Source organism: Candidatus Hydrogenedentota bacterium (assembly GCA_016791475.1).
Classification (GTDB): domain Bacteria; phylum Hydrogenedentota; class Hydrogenedentia; order Hydrogenedentales; family JAEUWI01; genus JAEUWI01.
In genome coordinates this window covers 16,565-34,446 of sequence record JAEUWI010000030.1, presented here as the reverse complement: position 1 = coordinate 34,446, position 17,882 = coordinate 16,565, and the positions used below count along the sequence as shown (strand labels likewise).

Here is a 17,882-nt window from a genome sequence, read left to right as displayed (position 1 = left end):
CCACTCTTTGAAACAGAGAGATTGACTCAGGGTATGGCGCCTCAAGGGGAAGCGCTACTTGTCGCCGTCCCCGTCGACCTTGGCGACGTAAGCGATGGAATTGCGGACGAACTTGATGGTCACGTTGTCGTCGACCTTCAGGACCACGTCCGCCTCGGAAATGCCCACCACCTTACCGCAAATCCCCCCGGTGGTGACAACTTCATCGCCCTTTTTCAGGGCATTAAGCATATTCTGACGTTCCTTGTCCCGCTTCTGCTGGGGCCGAATCGTCAGGAAATACATGATCAGGATAACGCCCACCATAAGGGGCATCATCTGGAAGAGCCCGCCCGTGGGGGAGGCCGCCGCACCCTCGGCGCCCGCCGGAGCCGCCGCCGGAACGGCCGTGCCCGCCTGGGCAATCAGGAAGTTCAGGGCTTCGATACTGCTAACGAAATTCATGATACTAGAACGCTTTCAGGTGGAATAGGATTGAAGAAACGTGCGCTTGAATTCCAGAAATCTGCCGTCCCGGATAGCCTTGCGCGCAGAATCGGCCAATTGTAGCATAAAGGAAAGGTTGTGTAAAGTATTCAGCCGCAACGACAAAATCTCTTTCGCACGGTATAGATGGTGCAGATATGCACGCGTATACGTGCGGCATACCATACATCCGCAGGCCTCGTCCGGCGGGCTGAAATCCCGGGCGTAGCGGGCATTCTTGATATTCAGTTTGCCCGTGCTGGTGAATAGACTACCATTGCGCGCGTTCCGTGTCGGCATCACGCAATCAAACATGTCCACGCCCCGCTCAATCGCATTGAGGATGTCCTCGGGCGGCCCCACACCCATCAGATAGCGGGGCTTCTCCTCGGGCAGGTGGGGTGCGGCCCACTCCACGGCCTGGATCATCTCCTCCTTGCTCTCCCCCACGCTCACGCCGCCGATGGCATAGCCCGGAAAATCCAGCGACACCAGGCCTTGAGCGCTTTCGCGGCGCAGATCTTCAAACACGCTACCCTGCACGATGCCAAACAGCGCCTGCTGCGCAGCCTCGCGCTCTTCCCACCGGGCCTTGCACTGGATCGCCCATTCGTGAGTCATGCGCATCGACTTCTCCGCCTTTTCCCGGGTCACGGGAAATGCCGTGCAGTCGTCAAAACACATCATAATGTCCGCGCCGATGCTGATCTGGTTGTCGATGGCCTTCTCGGGCGTGAAGAAGTGGCGCGACCCGTCCAGATGGCTCTGAAAATGAACCCCCTCGGGCGTGATCTTGTTCAACGCACTTAAACTGAAGACCTGAAAGCCCCCGGAATCGGTCAACACGGGCCGATCCCAGTTCATGAAGCCATGGATCCCCCCCGCCATTTCCAGCGTCTCCGTGCCGGGCCGCAAGTAGAGGTGATAGGCATTCCCCAGAATAATCTGAGCGCCAATCTCCCGCAAGTCCGCCTGCGACAACGCCTTAACCGTGGCCTGGGTCCCCACGGGCATAAAGATCGGCGTTTCCACATCCCCATGAGGCAGCGAAAGCCGCCCCGTCCGCGCGGCACAATTCGGGTCCCGTGATTCAACGGTATAGCGCATGGCACACTGCATCAAAAGGTTCCTGTGGGTCAGAAAAGGAAGGGCCAGTAGTATAGGGGAATGGGATGCGGGAGCGCAAAAGCGAGGCTGTAGGCTGTAGGCTGTAGGCTGTAGGCTGTAGGCTGTAGGCTTCGGGCCGTGGCTCCGCCCCATAAGACCCATAAGACCCATAAGACCCATAAGACCCATAAGACCCATAAGACCCATAAGACCCATAAGACCCATCCCCTCCAGACTCCAGACTCCATCCGCCGCGGCGGACAGACCCCAGACTACCTCCCGCCCCCTCCTTTGCGCTAAAATAGCCCCCTGTCCCCCAAAACCACGCCGCGCTCCTTCCGTGCGCGCCACCGAAAGTTACCATGAGCGAACTCACCAGCGCGCAGCGCAAATACCTCCGTAAAGTCGGCCACCACCTCGACCCCGTCGTCATCATCGGCAAACAGGGCGTCACCGACATGCTCGTCCGCGCCGTAACCCAGGCCCTGGAGTCGCACGAACTCGTCAAGATCCGCTTCAACGAGTTCAAAGACGAGAAGCGAACTTTGGCCGAAGAAATCGAACGCCGCACCGGCAGCCACATCGCCGGTATGATCGGCCACGTCGCCCTCCTCTACAAGGAACACCCCGACGAAGACAAGCGCAAGATCTTCTTCGGTGACGAATGAAATGAACCAATCGGACCGATCAGACGGATCGGACCGATCAGAACTATTTGCTTCATACATCAAACGGGCCCACTGACCCATTCCAATCCTCGTTGTCAATTGTCCATTGTCCATTGTCAATTGTCCATTCCATACGCTATCCTTGTGCCCTCTGATACCCAAAACTATCCCAAACATCGCAAGGCCCCATCCATGTCCGCTCGCAAAGAAGTCATCCTCTCCGGCATCCGCCCCACGGGCCGCCTGCACTACGGCAATTACTTCGGCGCCATCCACCACTTTCTGCGCCTCCAGCAGACAGACGCCACCTGCTTCTACTTCATCGCCGACTACCACGCGCTGACGACGATCACCGAGAAGACCGAGGTCTACCGCCACACCCTGAACATGCTCCGCACCTATGTGGCTTGCGGCCTCGATCCGGCCAAGTCCATCGTCTACCGACAGAGCGACCTCCCCTGCACCGCCGAGCTCTCGCTGCTGCTGGGCATGATCACCAACATCGGCCACCTCGAGCGCGGCACGACCTATAAAGACAAGATGGCGAAGATACAGGACGACCCCAAAGTAGACGGCAACCCCCTCTCCTACGGTCTCCTGGGCTACCCCGTACTCATGGCGGCGGACATCCTCATCGTGAAGGCCGATGTCGTCCCCGTGGGCGATGACCAGCGCCAGCACGTGGAGATGGCCTGCGACATCGCGGAAAAATTCAACCACCGCTTCGACTGCGAAGCCCTCCACCGCCCCCGCGCCGTGGGCCGCGAAGCCCTCCGCCTCCCCGGACTCGACGGCTCCGCCAAAATGGGCAAGAGCGACAACAACACCCTCGACCTGCTCGACGATCCCAAGACCGTCCTCACCAAGATCAAAGGCGTCGTCACCTCCACCGATCCCCTACCCCTCGACACCGACAGCAACGACCCCGAGCGCGTCATCCCCCAGCTTCCCGGCGGCCTCAGCGTCCTCTACCGCCTGCTCAACCTCGTCGCCCCCGAAGAAGTCTACCTCGATTTCCTCCAGCAATACCGCGACGGCGGCAAGTTCTACGGGAACCTCAAGAAGGCCGTCGCCGAACACGTCAGCAAATTCAACGCGCCCATCATCGAAAAATTCAACGACCCCGCCAACAACGACGATTTCATCATGGACTTCCTCCGCGAGAACGCGAAGAAGGTCACCCCGGTGGCGCTGGACACGGTGGAAGCCTGCCGCGAAGCCATGGGAATTGGGCGGAGTCTGTATCGGGGGTAACTCAGCGATTTTGGTAGTGAAAAGCCATCGCAAGTATGGAGGGGGAGCTTTACAGCTCCCCTTTTCGCAATTCCTGAATTCACGCCACGACTCGGTACCGCAAGCAGCATGCGCAAGGCTGGGAGCGCAGGCGTCCCCGCCTGCACCATGCGCCAGAGGCGCATAAAAGCCCATGACCCAAAGTGCCTCAAGTCAATCTGGCGCTCTCCGAAATCAATTGATCGCACCCTCGGTACGTTGCAGGCGGGGACGCCTGCGCTCCCAGCCTTGCGCGACCCTTTCGCGGTGGCGAGTTGTGATGCAATTACTCAGTCACGCTTCAATCGCGCAACCTCACCCTACCCCCGCAGCGTTACTTCATCCGCCGCCACGATCCGTACCGGGCCGAGGAGGCCGGCGGGTTCGACGTGCCAGGGTTCGTCGCCGCCGATGTCTTTCTCGCGGGGTGTTTCGTTGGTGCGGGTGAAGCGCTGTTCCGGCGGGAGGGTGAGATCCCCGGTGAGGCGGTTAATCCACATGTTGGCTACGTCGATCTCCAGCGTATTCTGTCCAGTGACGGCGGCCGACGTAATCTCGACCTGGAAGGGCGCTTTCCAGAGGATGCCCAGGTCTTTACCGTTGAGCCGCACGCGGGCGACGTCGCGCACTTCGCCGAGGTCGAGGTAGAGGCGGCGGCGGGGCGCGAGTTGGTCTTCGCGCACTTCGATCACCTTGTGGTACGTGGCAATGCCGGAGAAGTACTTGATCCCTTCGTTCCCGTCATCCGTCCAGGAATGGAGTGATTCAAATTCGGCCTGGGCCGGCGCGCCCCAGTTTTCCGGGAAGCGAATCGTCCAAGGGCCATCCACGGTACGTGGCTCGGGCAGCGTCGCTACGGTTGTGCGCATGGTCTTCTGATCGGAGCCGCCGTAGTGCAGGGCATAGTCTCCATTGGCCCAGGCGAGAACTTCGGCACTGCCCGTCTCAGCCGCCAGGATGGTGGCGGCGGGATTCGTCTGTGGCGACTCCTCGAGTCGGGCCGGGGTCCAGGGCGCGGCGGCGGGCTCGAACACGATGAAGATGGAGCCACCCGGCGGCAGGCGCAAGGGCAGGGTGCTGCGGTCCTTTTCCGCGATGCCTTCATGTAGCGGCCAGACTCGGCCATCGGCAGGGTCCCACGCGTAGGGCGTCTTCCCCACGACGCGAAAATGCCCCTCGGCCTTCGCCCACTTATGCGTGGGGTTGCGCACGAAGTAGAGATCTTTGTCGCCCGCGACGCGGTGGATGAAATCGAGACCGGGATCGTCGCCCCCGGCGGTATAGGCAAAGTCTTCGACCACGCCAAGCTCTTGGAGTACTTCGGTCGGCGTCGAGCCCCAGTAGAGGCGCCCCGCGCCAAAGGCGTGCTCCTTCACCGTGCGACCATCGCAGGGGCCCCACACCTCCGCGGCGAGGGTTTCCAGGTCCTTCGTCCGCGCCTCGAAATCCTTGAGGCCCGGCACGGTGGTGGGCCGTGGACCGATCACCGTGCCCCCGTCTTTGATCAGGGCCGCGATCTTCTTGAGCACCTCCAGCGGCATGTGGGCCTGCTCCGGCAGCACGAGCACGCGATAGCTCATGCCGTCCGGCAGCACAATACGGCCATCGCGGACGGACATGCGGTTCAGGATGACGTCGGAATTCACCACGTCGTAGTCATAGCCCTTGCTCAGCCCCGGCAGGAGCGGCTTCTCGGGCACGTCGTGGTAGGCGGGCCAGAAGTTGGGCGCCTGGTCGCCATAGTAGTAGCAGACATCCGCCACAAAGCGCCCCTGCTGGAGCATGTAGCTGCAGCGGGCCATGTAGTCCATGAAGGGGCGGGCCATGGGCCACCACGTCACGTTGGGGTTGATGTCCACGCCCGCGTGGTAGGCCCGACCGGGGAAACCCGCCTCCGGCGGCGTGTGGGAAAAACCATGGTAGGTGATGCGGTTCAGTCCTTCGCAGAAGGCGCGATCAAGGGCATATTTCAAAACACCTGGGCCGTCCTTCCAGCGCCGCCAGGTGGTGAAGCTCTCCGCGTCCACGTAGGGCTTCCCGTAGATGTGGGCCGCGCTGGCAATTTCCTTGATGAGGAACATGTTGCGGTGGCGGATCCAGAATTCGCCCTGGGGTATGTCCACATTACCCAGGGCCTTCAGGGCATCCACCGGACAGGAATTCCAGATGGGCGGTCCGGGGCCGCCCGCTTCGCCGCTCAGCGCGATGCCGTAGGGCTCCAGAAGTTCATTGCCGGTGATGTAGTGGCTGAAGATCAGTTGCTCGCTGACGGCCTTGTGGTAGTCGTAGAGAAAGCGATCGCTTTGATCTTTGTCACCGATGGTCCAGCCCGCCAGAATGGGCAGCCAGGGCGTAACGTCGTAACCCGCCCAATGCTCGAAATCCGCCGCGAAACCGTCGGTCCACTGGATGCCCTCGGCCAGCTCCATGCTCTCCACCGCGAGAAAGGCGAGGCCGAACGCATTGGAATCCTCCGGTGTGATGCCGAGCTTATCGAGAATATATTGGAAATGCATCCGCGTGGCGGCGGGATCGAGGAAGTCGATCAGCGGACCCTTCGAATTCGGACTGGGCACGATGAGTTGCTGCCCGTTGTTCAGGCAGACGAAGCGCAGCACCTGCCAGCGGCCCGCGGGCGCATCCCACGCCAGCACACCATCCTTCACCCGGTCGGACAGCACGATAACGGAATCCCGATCAGGAATCGCCTTCGCTTCGTTATCCGGCACCGCCAGCACCGCGATTTCGCGCGAGTAAATTGGCTTCCCCTGATCATTCACCGGGCAATGCTCCGGCAGGGGCGGCATGGGCAGGGTCACTTGAACCGCGCCGGGGCCTTCCACCATCACGGTGGTGACATAGGCATTCTTGCCCGCAAACTCCGGCGTGGCCCAGGGGCCCCCGGCGTTCCAGCCGCTCGACGTCAGCAGGCCAAACTCCAGCCCCAGGCGCTTCGCCTCTTTCAGCGAATGGTGCATCGCGGCCACGGACTCCGGCCCGAGGAAAGGCGGGCCCGGCGGCACAAAACCATTCGGATTGCGGTGAGCGCCCGTGTCCCACATCTGGCCGCCGCCCATGCCCTTGTCCTTCATTTCCTCCAGATCGCGCGTGAGCTGATCCAGCGTGACCGCGCCATTGATCCAGTCCCAGTAGGCCCGGGGCCGGGCACGCAGCGGCGGATCCTGGAAAGAAGCGATGTCCAGCCCCTCCCCGGCGGCAACCACGTCCTCCGCCAGAACGGGCGCCGACAACAGTACGGCCATCAGCATCAGTGAAGCAAAATTCAGAACGCGCATGACGGGCATCCTCCCACCGGGCGGCCAGGGTCGATGGTGGCAACGCCCTGGATAAGAGTATCTTCTCTCGGGATGGGACAATCAAGCGTGCGTTGGCCTGATTGAGCGATGAGGACTCCGACGGGACCGTCCCGAACGCAGAGGCCCTGCGAGAACGCCGCGCGGCTCCCACCTGGCAGGCACCCTCCGACGAAAGGACGCCAACCTGGCGTTCGGGACCGTCCCGCGATTTCAAAATCGGGGGACAGTCCTACAGTCGCGTCGCCAGGCTGGGTTGGCGCTACGGCTTCCGTCGCGGTGGGGTCGTCAGGCGTACTTCCGGCACCGGACAGTCCCCTCGGGTCAGGCCGGGGTGTCGACGCATTCTACTCAGACGTCACGCCTTTAGGGGGACCATTCGGCGAAGTTTGTGATTGTGCTTCGGACAACTGCTCTGGTGTCATTTACTTGGCGAGCTCGTCATCCCCAAGCTCCCCGGCGGCCTCAGCGTCCTCTACCGCCTCCTCAACCTCGTGGTGCCCGAAGAAGTCTACCTCGACTTCCTCCAGCAATACCGCGACGGCGGCAAGTTCTACCGCAACCTCAAGAAAGCCGTCGCCGAACACGTCAGCAAATTCAACGACCCCGCCAACAACGACGACTTCATCCAGGACTTCCTCCGCGAGAACGCGAAGAAAGTAATCCCCGTCGCCCTCGACACGGTAGAATCCTGCCGCGAGGCCATGGGGATTGGGCGGAGCTTGTATCGGGGGTAGCTCTCGACGGGACCGTCCTGCGCACAAGGCCAGCCGCACGAGGGCCGACTATCCCACACACGCCGAATCAACACCAACGGGCGACCGTCCCCACAATACGCGGGACCGTCACGCCTTGTTAAATCGGCGGAAAGCCCTCCACCACTTCGGCAACCCGGAGATTTTCAATAACGACCCGGGATGTCAGTTTACTAGTGATTCATTCACTCAAGTGCTCAAAGACGCTGACATACAAATCAGCATGGATGGTAAAGGACGTTGGGTTGACAATGTGTTCATCGAACGCCTGTGGCGCAGCTTCAAGCATGAGGAGTTTTACCTGAACGCCTACGAGAACTTGCCCCATGCGCCAACGGATTCGCGCGTGGATGGAGTTCCACAACCAGAGGAGGAAACACCAATCCCTTGAAAAGATATCTCCACATAATTTCTAATACCACGGCTTGAACTCCCAAATATGGGCTTCAGCTTAATCCCAAACAGGATACACTTAGGAAACCCGATCCAGTGTCCAATCTATAGGGTCCACTTCTAGTGGAGACATGCTGATGAATATTGCCGCATCTAACAACAAATGGTGGCCCACACTGTCGTTCCGACGGTACCGCGCTAAACATGCGGCTCTGAGTGGAAACTACTGGTTTCATCAGCTCGCAACTCACAACCTACGACTGTCACTAGATCAAGCCGCTCCCGACGCTCTCGTTTCCAGCCACGTGCCGCCACCATTTGCTCTAAAAAGGTTTGCTGAAACCGTCTCCGAAATGTGGGATCAACTTGAAGGTAGAGAAAACGCGTTTCGTCTCAACATGCTTGTCATGGCAGCCGCGTCGCTTGAGTCCTATCTCGAAGAAGCGGTGACGATACATATTGGAAACCTCGGTCATTGCAACGGACCATATGAATTAAACGCTGTAGGAAAAGCATTGGGTAGTCCAGTTCTGCGAAGCTCGACGATTCCGGATATGCTGAAGTATGTAGAGATTCTCCTCGGAATTTCGCTTGACCAGCAAAGAACCGAATGGACCGATGCTTTCAAGCTACGTTGCGCAGCGGCTCACAATGGAGGAGTTGTTACCCCCAAAGTACTTCGGGACATTCCAGATATCGGAATTGAGCTAGGAGAATATATTTCCTTGTCGTGGGACCAGTTAGTTAAATACTTGGATGCTGCATTCGATATAGCGAGCAAAGTGGACCAGAAAGTTGCGTCAAATGAAGCAAGCCAGTTAGAGTTAACGTGGCACCTTAGTCAACTACGTGAACTCCATAAGCTTCCGGCCCGCGATGACTTGTGGCAGTACGTGGATAGCATGAAATTCAGGCCCATCACTACCGAAGAAAAGAAAATCATCGAGGCAGCCATCTATTAATATAATGCTCTCTCGGGAAGTCGCCGAGTAAAAAAACTTGTGGTGAAATCAGTAACCACTGATAGAACCGGTGGTATGAGGAAGGCCCCTAAAAGGAGCCGATTCACTCGAGCACAGAAAGAGTTTATTTTTAAGGATTTAGTCCCGAAGGGACTGCGGAACCTGATGAATGCACACCGGCTGAGCCGGTGGACTAGCTTGGATCTAGGCCACTGTCGCCGCCGCGCCCGATCTACACATGGACCAAATCGTGGGCCAGCGTGACGTTCTGGGCCGACTTCGTGTCCGCGCCGTTGACGAAGATCAGTGGCGCATAGGCATCGCACAACGCAAAGCCCCGGAACTCCGCCACGTCCAGTTTCCGGTGCGTGTTGTTGCCCACCACGCCATTGATCACCGCCATCACGCCCAAGTCCTGAATGGCATGGTGCAACGCGCTGATCGCGTCCTTCCACGTGGTCACCTCGCGCGCCCAGCCGCGCTTGAGGCCCAAGGCCTCCCGCATCGCCGCCTCCACCGCCTAGGGAAGGTCCGAAAACCGCTCCGACCCTACAATACCCAACGGCTCTCCGTCCGCCTCCACCAAGGTCTCCCGAAGCCACTACTGCCGCTGTTGCATGGTGTACAGCGTATCCAGCAGGTCGGCACTCGGGCTGCGCACCGCCGTCCCGGAAAGCGTCCGGAAATCAGGGATAGGCAACCGCTCCTCCGGCGGTTCGGGCAGAAATAAATAGCCCAACGGCGCGTGGGTCGCCTGGGAAAAATCCTCCAACTGCTTCAAAGTAGGTGCTGACTCTCCCGACAGCCACGTGTCGAGCTTCGGAAACTTCTCGGACAATGCCGTGTCGGGTTTCCGCGAACGCGCTATCGCCCAGCGAAAGAGCGCGGGCTCTATGGCAACTCGGGTGGTCACTTGCCTGCGGGCTTTAAGCTAGATGTAAAAGCGGATTCGAGAGTATTTTCGGTGTGCGGGTTCGGCATTATTGCGCTCCTTCACTCACGTCTGTGATATCACCTAACACGCTAACACCTTTGTGCGTTCAATTCCAAAGAAGTCGGCAAGTACCAGAACAAACGATTTCAACTCGGTCGGGAGCTCTACAATAGGCGAACAGCTTATAGCAAATGCTTGCGATTCCAGTTGTACTGCTAATTTGAACAATCCGTATCCAGCAAGCTGCTTCGTCATAAACTCCGCAATAATATCGGCGCGCAGATTGCCCGCCTCAACTTTTAAACTCTTGACGATCTGAGATATCACATTGGAATCTTCTGGCCTATCCGGCCTTTTACACAAGTCTAGCACTTTGCCAAACTCATCGAGACGATTGCGTCCGGCAGTCCCATAACGAAACCCTGTCTCAATGGTGTGCTGCCGTCGCTCGAAGTCCGTGAATTCCATCTTCACGGCAAGGAAGTCCACTGTTACCGCCAAATAGCTTAAGGTGGCATAGAGCACTCGACGAATCGCATCTTGAACTCCCGGATAGGCGATTAGTTCCTCAAAGCATTTCCTGATATCAACAATATGTAGATTGCACCCATCAAACGTCATATGTGTCAGAAGACGAGCCTTGGCCGAGTGATACCTCCCAAGGAGTTCCTTGCCCAGCTCCTCAGCACCAATCGGTTGCAAAGCTGAGAACAACTGCTCCTCCGACAGGCGACTCGCATCTGGCATGGCTTGGGCATCGTGCAGGTACTGACCATCGATAACAGCTACATTGCTGCGTCTGCCAAACTCAACAACAGCTGGATTGCTCTCCGTCGTTACGACGATACATCTATCCAATCGGAGCACGTGCATCACCCCCAATGCCCAGAAGAATCGCTCTATAGCCTGCGGAGTCTTCTTGTTCTTAATATCGACATTGACACGCTCTCGGAACAACCCACTCTTGCCATAGAGCCAAAGGTCGATATCCGTTACATCACGATCTTTAAATTTGTAGGGCAGTGCTCGCACAACATAGTAACCCGCATGCAAAAAAACATTGCGGATCGCCTCTTCGGCCCTCGCACCTTTGAGATTTCCTTTATCTCCCATCGCCATTTACTCCTTAAAGGCTCGTGGTTCGGAGGGTTTCAAGCGCTTGACGGACATCTATTTTTTCAGCATGAGCCTGTTTGCGAGCTTGGACGCGATTGTATTCGGGGCCACTATACGCATTCAACGGCGATCCAGGGAGCACCGTGAGGGACTGATCGCTGGCATCTCCTGATTGAAGGACCTGAAGAGCTAACTTTCCAATATCTCGTTTTAGGAGCCGCATTGAAAACATTTGGCCCCGTGTCGGGATAACTTGGACCACACCACGAAGCTCCAACACTCTATAATCTTGACCGATCGCCGTGCATGGTCCTATTGCACTACCCGCAATGAGCTTTTCCATAAGCTGCTTCAAAAAGACGATCCGCCCGCGACCGGACGCACTACGACTCATCCCGTATTCGAGCGAAGCTACGAATGCCTTGGCCAGATCGAACGCATCAGAGATGTCGCTACGTCCAAACTTATTGAAGGCCGATGGCCGCGTAATGTATTCGACAGTCTCTCTGTTGTTGCTGACGGTATTTACGTCATACATGCCGATTGACTGCAACTTCTTGAAAAGCTTAACTCCGAGCGTCTGCACAGCAATCTTCTTCTCGATACACCCTTCGGCAGTCAATAGTTGATCGACACTCTGAACGTTTGTTCGATCGACTGCCGTCAATGAATCCAAAACGGCTTTCGCCTTCTTTACGTGATCACCGCGAAACAATGCGCCGTTGAAGTAGAGCTTATTTAAACTATCCAGAGGCTCCATGTCGCAAAGCTTGTATGTTTCGACCGTCTCTATTAACTGATTAACATCCTTTCTCGCAAGGTGGTACTGATTGCTCAGATACTTGCCCAACTCGACATCGGTTCGTGGGGCTTGTGAACAGAGTTCCGCGGCATCAAGGGAGGCGATTTCAATGGGTTTAGGATCCAAATGGTTGAAAATGTTACCGGTGTGCTCTAGAACAGTCCGAGTTGTCAGCCCAAGCACCTCGATGGAGTTTTGTCCCAAATCGATCAACGCATGGTCTTTGAGTGTTTCTAATAAGGCGGGGAGTTGATACGTAAGGTCAAGGCCAGCAACCTCTGCGAGCGTCCGCACCTTTTCGTTACTCAGCTGATTTTGTTCGTCGCTTGCTGAGAGGGCCGAGAGCAGCACTCCGCAATTTCCGGCTTTCCGCAAGTTATCCATTCCTGCACTGGTGCCGTACTCTTCGAGCTTGCCAGCGTGATGAATTATCCAAGCGCCTTGTGCTTTCGTATCCATTTCATCAATCCCCTAGTAGTGCTTCGCCTCACGTACATCAATCTTCCCTGTCACCACCCCCGATATCAACACGTTCCGGTATTCGTTCACCGTATCAAGTGACCCCTCGATTTTGGCCCGGAAGCGGTCGTAGTGCCCGGTCTCGCGATCAACGGCGTTAACTAGTTTCTGTGGCGGAAAGCTGAATTGACAAAATGATAAACGAATGGCCTACTCCCTTTGGACAAAACATCTGTGACGGCAATCACAGAAAGGAGCAGGCCATGCGAATGAAGACTGTGCGTCAAATTTACCTGGATTTTGAGCTTCCGTCAAGCCCGACGAAAGTGGTGGCGTCGTACCGCAAGAAGTACGGGTCCATCAATGCGCTGTTGCTGGCGAACCCGGCGGTGCTTGATTTGGTGCATTCGGATTTCTGCCGATGGCTCTCGACTTCTGAAAAGGGCCGTTGCAGCGGTTATACTTCTGAAGAGATTCTACGATGCCTGGTGGTGATGTTTGTGGAGCAGGACAGTTACCGGGACGTGGTGGTTCGGATCGAGAATAGTGATTTCCTACGCAGCTTCGTGGGGCTGGGTTTCGCGAAGCCGATGATGGATTTTTCCTTTGTGGGCAAGGCTTTTGCCGCGTTGTCAGGGGAAACCTGGCATGCGGTGAACCAGTCGTTGGCGCGGCACGCGAAGAAGAAGGCGTGGATCAGTGGCGAGAAGTTGCGCACGGACTCGACGGCGTATGAGTCCAATATTCACTACCCCACCGATTCTTCGCTCTTGTGGGACAGTTTCCGGGTTCTGTGCCGTACGCTGCGCCGCCTTCAAAAGGCGTGCCCGAAATTGGGCCTTACGCACCGCTACCACGACAAAAAGGTCAAGAAACTCGCCTTCTACATCGCCCGCAACGCCAAGAGCCGCAGCAAGGCAACGCAGCGACAGGTGAAACGCACTTATCGACTCCTCATAGAGCGGGTGGCGTGGATTGCCGGGATCAGCAACGAAGTTCAAAAGCTATTCGCGCACGCAATCCTTGAGGTGTCGGAACTTGTCCTGTACACCCCCGTCGCCGAGCGAATCGTCGACCAGGCCCAGCGCCGCATATTCGATGGCGAGATTGTTCCTTCGAACGAGAAGGTCTACAGCCTCTTTGAGGAGCACACCGAACTCTTGAAGCGGGGCAAGGCCGGGAAGCCGGTCGAGTTTGGTCATAAGGTGTTGATCGCTCAGACGGGCGAGAAGTTCATCACCCACTACAAAGTGATGCCGGAGCGCGAGGAGGACAAAGACCTCTTGGAGGCGACGCTCGAGGCCCATCGCTCCTTGTTCGGCAAGCTACCCGACACGCTTGCTGCCGACAAAGGATTCTATGCGAGTGTCGAACAACTGAAAGGGCTTGAGAAGAAGATCACGACCGTATCCATCTGCAAGAAGGGCCGGCGGACCAAGAAAGAGGAAGAGCGAGAGCACGGTGAAGAGTTCAAGGCAGGCCAAGCCTTCCGCGCCGGTGTCGAAGGGACGATATCCGTGTTAAAACGCGCCTTCAAGCTGAATCGATGCCTTTTTAAGGGTTATAAGAATTTTGCGTCGAGCGTGGGCTGTGCGGTGTTCTGCCACAACCTCGTTCTGCTCGCAGAGACATAGAAAATCGGCTTCGATTTTGAATGGTTAACGCGGGGCGACGGAGGGATGCGTCCCGAGGCGTCGGAAATCGACGTTCGATGACGAAATGCAGCATTATGGACGCCATCCAGAAGAGCTACACTGAACTAGGAATGAGAAAAACTCCGAAGGATGCGCCAGAAACGGCTATTCGACACAGAAACTAGATAGGAAATCGTGTTCGGGTGCACATCCCAACGGACGCACCAACGAACCGAACCGCCCGCCATGCTACGGAAAAACCCTGCAATCGGCCTGCGCGACGTGGGTTTATAATCACTACTCATCGATCCCGATACCCCTCTTCATAGCCTTGACGTCTCATGGCGCGGCATACACCCGCCCCACCTTGCGCCGTAGTATCCGGGAGCCCGTCGGGATGAATCAACCTGAGGGGGACGTACCGCCGCATGCGAACCCCAAACGGCCAGGGAATCCCAGTCCCCACCCATCACCCCGAGAAGCAAAGAGCATCTCAACGCGGCGGCATGTCCCAGTGGATGCTGGAATCGCGACGCGGAGCAAGACGAGATCGCTGCACCATACGGCACCGAAGTAATTCTCGCCTTCTCTCGTTCCCAAGCTCCGCTTGGGAATGCAGGTCTCGAAGCTCCGCTTCGCCAGTGGCGGTGACGTATCCGACGATCACGTGCATTGTTCAACGCACAATTCAACGCCACAATCGCAGCGGAGCAGAGCTCCGGGGACGGCATTCCCAAGCGGAGCTTGGGAACGAGTAAATCGCTATCACACTACAGGTCGAGTGAATCCAAGGCAGGCTTCAATGCCGCCTCCAGCCGCGCCATCGCCTCGATCATGGCTGACTGCAATGCAGTCCACTCCACCTCGGGAATCCGATAGCCTCCCAAATCAAGGCTGTACTTAATCCGGCAACCCCGCCGCGCGTCCAACCTTTCCCACGAAAGCTGCGTTCCGAAACGCCCCTCGATCTCCGGCTTCAGCATGTGAAGCCGGTCGAATATCAATTTGTTCTCGTCGCCATCACCCCGATCAATGTATAGCTCGACGGCCCCGTAGCCACGCACAATGATATAGTTGAACACTAGACCACGAATACCCGACGTGGTACCAATCCAGTGTTGCGTCCCCGGCTTCAGATGCGCGTGGCGCGTCTGGCGCTCCCGCGCGAGCACCAGTAGGCCCGCCCAGAATCGGCTGAACTCGTTGCTCTTCTCTACCCGCACCTTGCGCCCGGCTTGCTCCTTCTCGCGGAGTTGCACTTGATACTCTTGCGCCTCGGGAAGGGGTATGATTTGCTGGACATCGATTAATCTTGATTCCCCATCCAGATAGGGCCTAAGGCGCACGCAACGGATGTCAATATCGCGTTCCCGGAGCCAGAGTACCGCTGTTGTCAGTTCCTTCCCAAAGTCCTCTGACACCAGCAATATCCGAACATCGGGTGCAAAATTCTCCTCGTCCGGATCATCCCATCCCAAAAAGGCCAACATACGCTCGCGCGCTTCGACTGCGACTTCTCCAATACGAGTCAGGAACTCTCCATGGATCTGAGCCGCCCGTTCAAAAGTCATGGCGGACACCATGCTCGCGTAGCGGATAGCCTGCAGGTCCATATGTCCGCCGTCATTGGTTCGCTTCAACTCGAGCACGACCAGATTGGCCTGACGATCTATGGCGAGCAGGTCAATTCTACGTCGACTATCCTCCCAGTCGCCAAATTCTTCCGTGAGCACATAGAGGTCATCCCCAAGCACCTCGATCTGAGTGCGAAGCAAACGTTGGAGATCTCCCCGCTCTCGTATCCTGAGATCGGCAAACGAAGCCTGAGCTATCGGACGAAAGGTGTCAGCGGTCATTTCGTAGAGGGGCACTGGTATTCTCCTGCTCTGCAATATACACTCACAATTTGAAAAATATCTTCTGAATACTCGGGACCGCCCCCTACTCCCCCATCTCTTCCCCGTCGGGCACGAGCACGATGTACATATCCGACACGAGCTCTTTTCCGGCGATGCGGTTGATCTTTTTCATGATCTGCCATTTGCGGTAGTTGAGCTTGTGCATCCACACGGCGCTGTCGGCTTCTATCCTGAGCTGGAGCTCTTTGATGCCCTGCGGGCGCGTGTGTTTGGCCACGGTCTCGCCGACAATCTCGGGCCAGTGTTCCCATATCTCGGCGTGCTCCAGGTGCTTGCCCAGATCGGTAGTCTTCTTAAGTTTGGCGAGGATATCACCCACGCCTTCGGGTTTGGTGCGCTTCAATTCGGCCTCGTGTCGTGTGGCGGTCATCATCTGGCCGCCGGGATTCCTGTTCCACTCCGCTGGTGACAGCCGTCCATTGTACGCTATTTCTCTGGAGCGTGGACAGGGGCTCTGGCCCGGGCCTATCGCCCTCACCGGTTGCGGATGGCAATATCGAAATGTACCACGTCGGCTTCGACGCTGGCGCAGAGTTTCGTGTAGAGGGCCACGGCGGGTGCATCGACGGTATCGGCCTGGACGAAGATTACGTAGCCCCCCGCCGCCGCGCCGATCCACCCCAGGCGCTCAATGAGTTCCGTGGCGATGCCCTGGCGTCGGTAGCGTTCGTCTACGGCGAGATCGTAGAGATAGAACTCGCTGCGCGGTCGCTCGAACTTCCTGAGCTCATAAGCCACGAGTCCCCCGACCACTTCGTCGTGATCATTGCAGGCGACCAGCACCACACAGGTGGCGTCGCCCAGGAGGGTGTTGATGTAGGCATCGTCGGGCTCATACTGGCGCTCGGAATCCGGTTCGCCGAAGGCCACACGAAACACGTTCAAGAGTGCGCGAAGTGGCGCGATGTCCCCTGGTTGAAGTCGCCTGCAGGATATGGCCATGGTTTTTGTCCCTCTTTGCCCGTTGCCGTCCGCTCGCTGCGCTACTCTGCCTCGAGCCGTCCCTCGACCATCTGGTAGCGGCGGTAAGGCCGCCCGCCGATCTTGTCGGTCAGTTCGCGCTCGGTAGTAGTCACGAGACATTGTACCTTATCCTGCAACGATTCGAACAGAGCCTGAGCCCGGTGGGCATCGAGTTCCGCGAGGACTTCGTCGAGCATGAGAACGGGGTACTCACCTGTTTTCGCGTTGACGAGTTCGATCTCGGCGAGCTTGAGGGCAAGTGCGGCGGACTTCTGCTGGCCCTGGGATCCATAAACACGGGCAGGTCGCCCTTCGATGAGGATTTCGATATCGTCGCGGTGGGGCCCGCGAAGGGTCTGCTTGCGGCGGATGTCGTGTTCTCGGGTATCGCGGAGAATGGCCTCGAAATCTTCGGCACGCTCCAGGTCGGGCGTGTAGGTAAGGGTGAGGGTCTCGGCGGTGGCGATGCGCTGGTAGGCCCCGGCGGCCTGCACGGAGAGATCGGCGATGAAGGCCGCGCGCTCGTCCATGAGGATCTGCCCCGCGGGCGCGAGCTGGGCGTCCCAGATTTCGAGGAGGGCCGGATCGGGTCGGTGCTGCTTGAGGAGGCTGTTGCGCTGTTTGAGGGCCTGGCGATAGCGCTGAAGGGCGCCCAGGTAGCGGGGATTAATCTGGGAAATTTCCATGTCCAGAAACCGGCGGCGCATGGACCCGCTGCCCTTGACGAGGGCCACATCTTCCGGTGAAAAGAAGACCGTGTTGATGCGGCCGAGGATATCGCTGACGCGGGTCTGGGGCACGCCGTTGATCTTGAAGCGCTTGGCTTTCTGCCAGTAATGCGCTTCGAGGTGCACCTCGCGATCGCTGCGCCGGGCTATTGCGGTGATGGAGAAGCCCTCTTCGCCGTGGCGCGCGAGTTCGCGCTCGTTGAGCGTGCGGTGGCTTCGCGCGGTACAAACGTAGAGCAGGGCCTCCAGCAGGGAGGTCTTTCCCTGAGCGTTGTCGCCGTGAATGATGTTCAGGCCGGGCTCGGGTGCGAAGGATAGTTCGTCCAGGCAGCGGAAGCGGCGGCAGGTTAGCTGGGTCAACCACATGGGCCTTGATCACCGGATATGGCCG

16 protein-coding genes and 1 pseudogene are annotated in these 17,882 nt (G+C 57.8%); 6 read left to right on the top strand and 11 right to left on the bottom strand.

Annotated features, from left to right (window positions below; all coding sequences use genetic code 11):
* Nucleotides 1–41: 41 nt before the first annotated feature.
* Nucleotides 42–444 (bottom strand): annotated as a pseudogene (yajC, locus tag JNK74_16365) (preprotein translocase subunit YajC).
* Between the two features lie 15 nt (nucleotides 445–459).
* On the bottom strand, nucleotides 460–1,572 hold the full coding sequence (gene tgt, locus JNK74_16360) for a tRNA guanosine(34) transglycosylase Tgt (GenBank protein MBL7647757.1): 1,113 nt from the start codon (nucleotides 1,570–1,572) through the stop codon (nucleotides 460–462).
* A gap of 362 nt (nucleotides 1,573–1,934) precedes the next feature.
* On the opposite strand from tgt, the gene JNK74_16355 reads away from it, so the two are divergent.
* Nucleotides 1,935–2,240 carry a YhbY family RNA-binding protein gene (locus tag JNK74_16355; protein MBL7647756.1) on the top strand — a complete coding sequence of 102 codons (306 nt, stop codon included), beginning with the start codon at nucleotides 1,935–1,937 and terminating at the stop codon, nucleotides 2,238–2,240.
* Nucleotides 2,241–2,432: 192 nt separating this feature from the next.
* Nucleotides 2,433–3,494 carry a tryptophan--tRNA ligase gene (gene trpS, locus JNK74_16350; protein ID MBL7647755.1) on the top strand — a complete coding sequence of 354 codons (1,062 nt, stop codon included), beginning with the start codon at nucleotides 2,433–2,435 and terminating at the stop codon, nucleotides 3,492–3,494.
* Between the two features lie 338 nt (nucleotides 3,495–3,832).
* On the opposite strand, the gene JNK74_16345 is transcribed toward trpS, so the two are convergent.
* A complete protein-coding gene (locus JNK74_16345) occupies nucleotides 3,833–6,808 on the bottom strand; it encodes a hypothetical protein (GenBank protein MBL7647754.1) in 2,976 nt (991 codons plus the stop codon).
* 413 nt (nucleotides 6,809–7,221) lie between these two features.
* On the opposite strand from JNK74_16345, the gene JNK74_16340 reads away from it, so the two are divergent.
* The 3 genes from JNK74_16340 to JNK74_16330 all read left to right on the top strand — a co-directional run bounded on the left by JNK74_16340 (nucleotide 7,222) and on the right by JNK74_16330 (nucleotide 8,936).
* Nucleotides 7,222–7,563 (top strand): hypothetical protein, encoded by a 342-nt coding sequence (locus tag JNK74_16340; protein MBL7647753.1) that lies wholly within the window; start codon nucleotides 7,222–7,224, stop codon nucleotides 7,561–7,563.
* A gap of 115 nt (nucleotides 7,564–7,678) precedes the next feature.
* On the top strand, nucleotides 7,679–7,972 hold the full coding sequence (locus JNK74_16335) for a hypothetical protein (protein MBL7647752.1): 294 nt from the start codon (nucleotides 7,679–7,681) through the stop codon (nucleotides 7,970–7,972).
* A 139-nt stretch (nucleotides 7,973–8,111) separates the two neighbouring features.
* Nucleotides 8,112–8,936, top strand: coding sequence for a hypothetical protein (locus JNK74_16330; GenBank protein MBL7647751.1), 825 nt, complete (start codon nucleotides 8,112–8,114; stop codon nucleotides 8,934–8,936).
* 232 nt (nucleotides 8,937–9,168) lie between these two features.
* Here the strand turns inward: JNK74_16330 and JNK74_16325 are convergent, their stop codons facing one another.
* The 4 genes from JNK74_16325 to JNK74_16310 form a co-directional block, all read right to left on the bottom strand.
* Nucleotides 9,169–9,441: a hypothetical protein gene (locus JNK74_16325; protein ID MBL7647750.1), complete on the bottom strand. Its 273-nt coding sequence runs from the start codon at nucleotides 9,439–9,441 to the stop codon at nucleotides 9,169–9,171.
* A 96-nt stretch (nucleotides 9,442–9,537) separates the two neighbouring features.
* Nucleotides 9,538–9,774, bottom strand: a complete 237-nt coding sequence (locus JNK74_16320; protein MBL7647749.1) for a hypothetical protein — start codon at nucleotides 9,772–9,774, stop codon at nucleotides 9,538–9,540.
* Nucleotides 9,775–9,951: 177 nt separating this feature from the next.
* Nucleotides 9,952–10,983, bottom strand: coding sequence for a hypothetical protein (locus tag JNK74_16315; GenBank protein MBL7647748.1), 1,032 nt, complete (start codon nucleotides 10,981–10,983; stop codon nucleotides 9,952–9,954).
* A 13-nt stretch (nucleotides 10,984–10,996) separates the two neighbouring features.
* Complete coding sequence (locus tag JNK74_16310) at nucleotides 10,997–12,247, bottom strand: hypothetical protein (protein MBL7647747.1); 1,251 nt, start codon at nucleotides 12,245–12,247, stop codon at nucleotides 10,997–10,999.
* A 194-nt stretch (nucleotides 12,248–12,441) separates the two neighbouring features.
* Between JNK74_16310 and JNK74_16305 the strand changes: the two genes are divergently transcribed.
* Complete coding sequence (locus tag JNK74_16305) at nucleotides 12,442–13,881, top strand: ISNCY family transposase (protein ID MBL7647746.1); 1,440 nt, start codon at nucleotides 12,442–12,444, stop codon at nucleotides 13,879–13,881.
* A gap of 770 nt (nucleotides 13,882–14,651) precedes the next feature.
* On the opposite strand, the gene JNK74_16300 is transcribed toward JNK74_16305, so the two are convergent.
* From JNK74_16300 to recF, 4 genes are all read right to left on the bottom strand, one after another.
* A complete protein-coding gene (locus JNK74_16300; protein MBL7647745.1) occupies nucleotides 14,652–15,752 on the bottom strand; it encodes a DUF4268 domain-containing protein in 1,101 nt (366 codons plus the stop codon).
* Between the two features lie 70 nt (nucleotides 15,753–15,822).
* Entirely contained in the window at nucleotides 15,823–16,173 is a 351-nt protein-coding gene (locus JNK74_16295) for a DUF721 domain-containing protein (protein MBL7647744.1), read from the bottom strand.
* Nucleotides 16,174–16,274: 101 nt separating this feature from the next.
* On the bottom strand, nucleotides 16,275–16,742 hold the full coding sequence (locus JNK74_16290) for a GNAT family N-acetyltransferase (protein ID MBL7647743.1): 468 nt from the start codon (nucleotides 16,740–16,742) through the stop codon (nucleotides 16,275–16,277).
* Nucleotides 16,743–16,783: 41 nt separating this feature from the next.
* Nucleotides 16,784–17,857 carry a DNA replication/repair protein RecF gene (recF, locus tag JNK74_16285; GenBank protein ID MBL7647742.1) on the bottom strand — a complete coding sequence of 358 codons (1,074 nt, stop codon included), beginning with the start codon at nucleotides 17,855–17,857 and terminating at the stop codon, nucleotides 16,784–16,786.
* Nucleotides 17,858–17,882 lie beyond the last annotated feature (25 nt).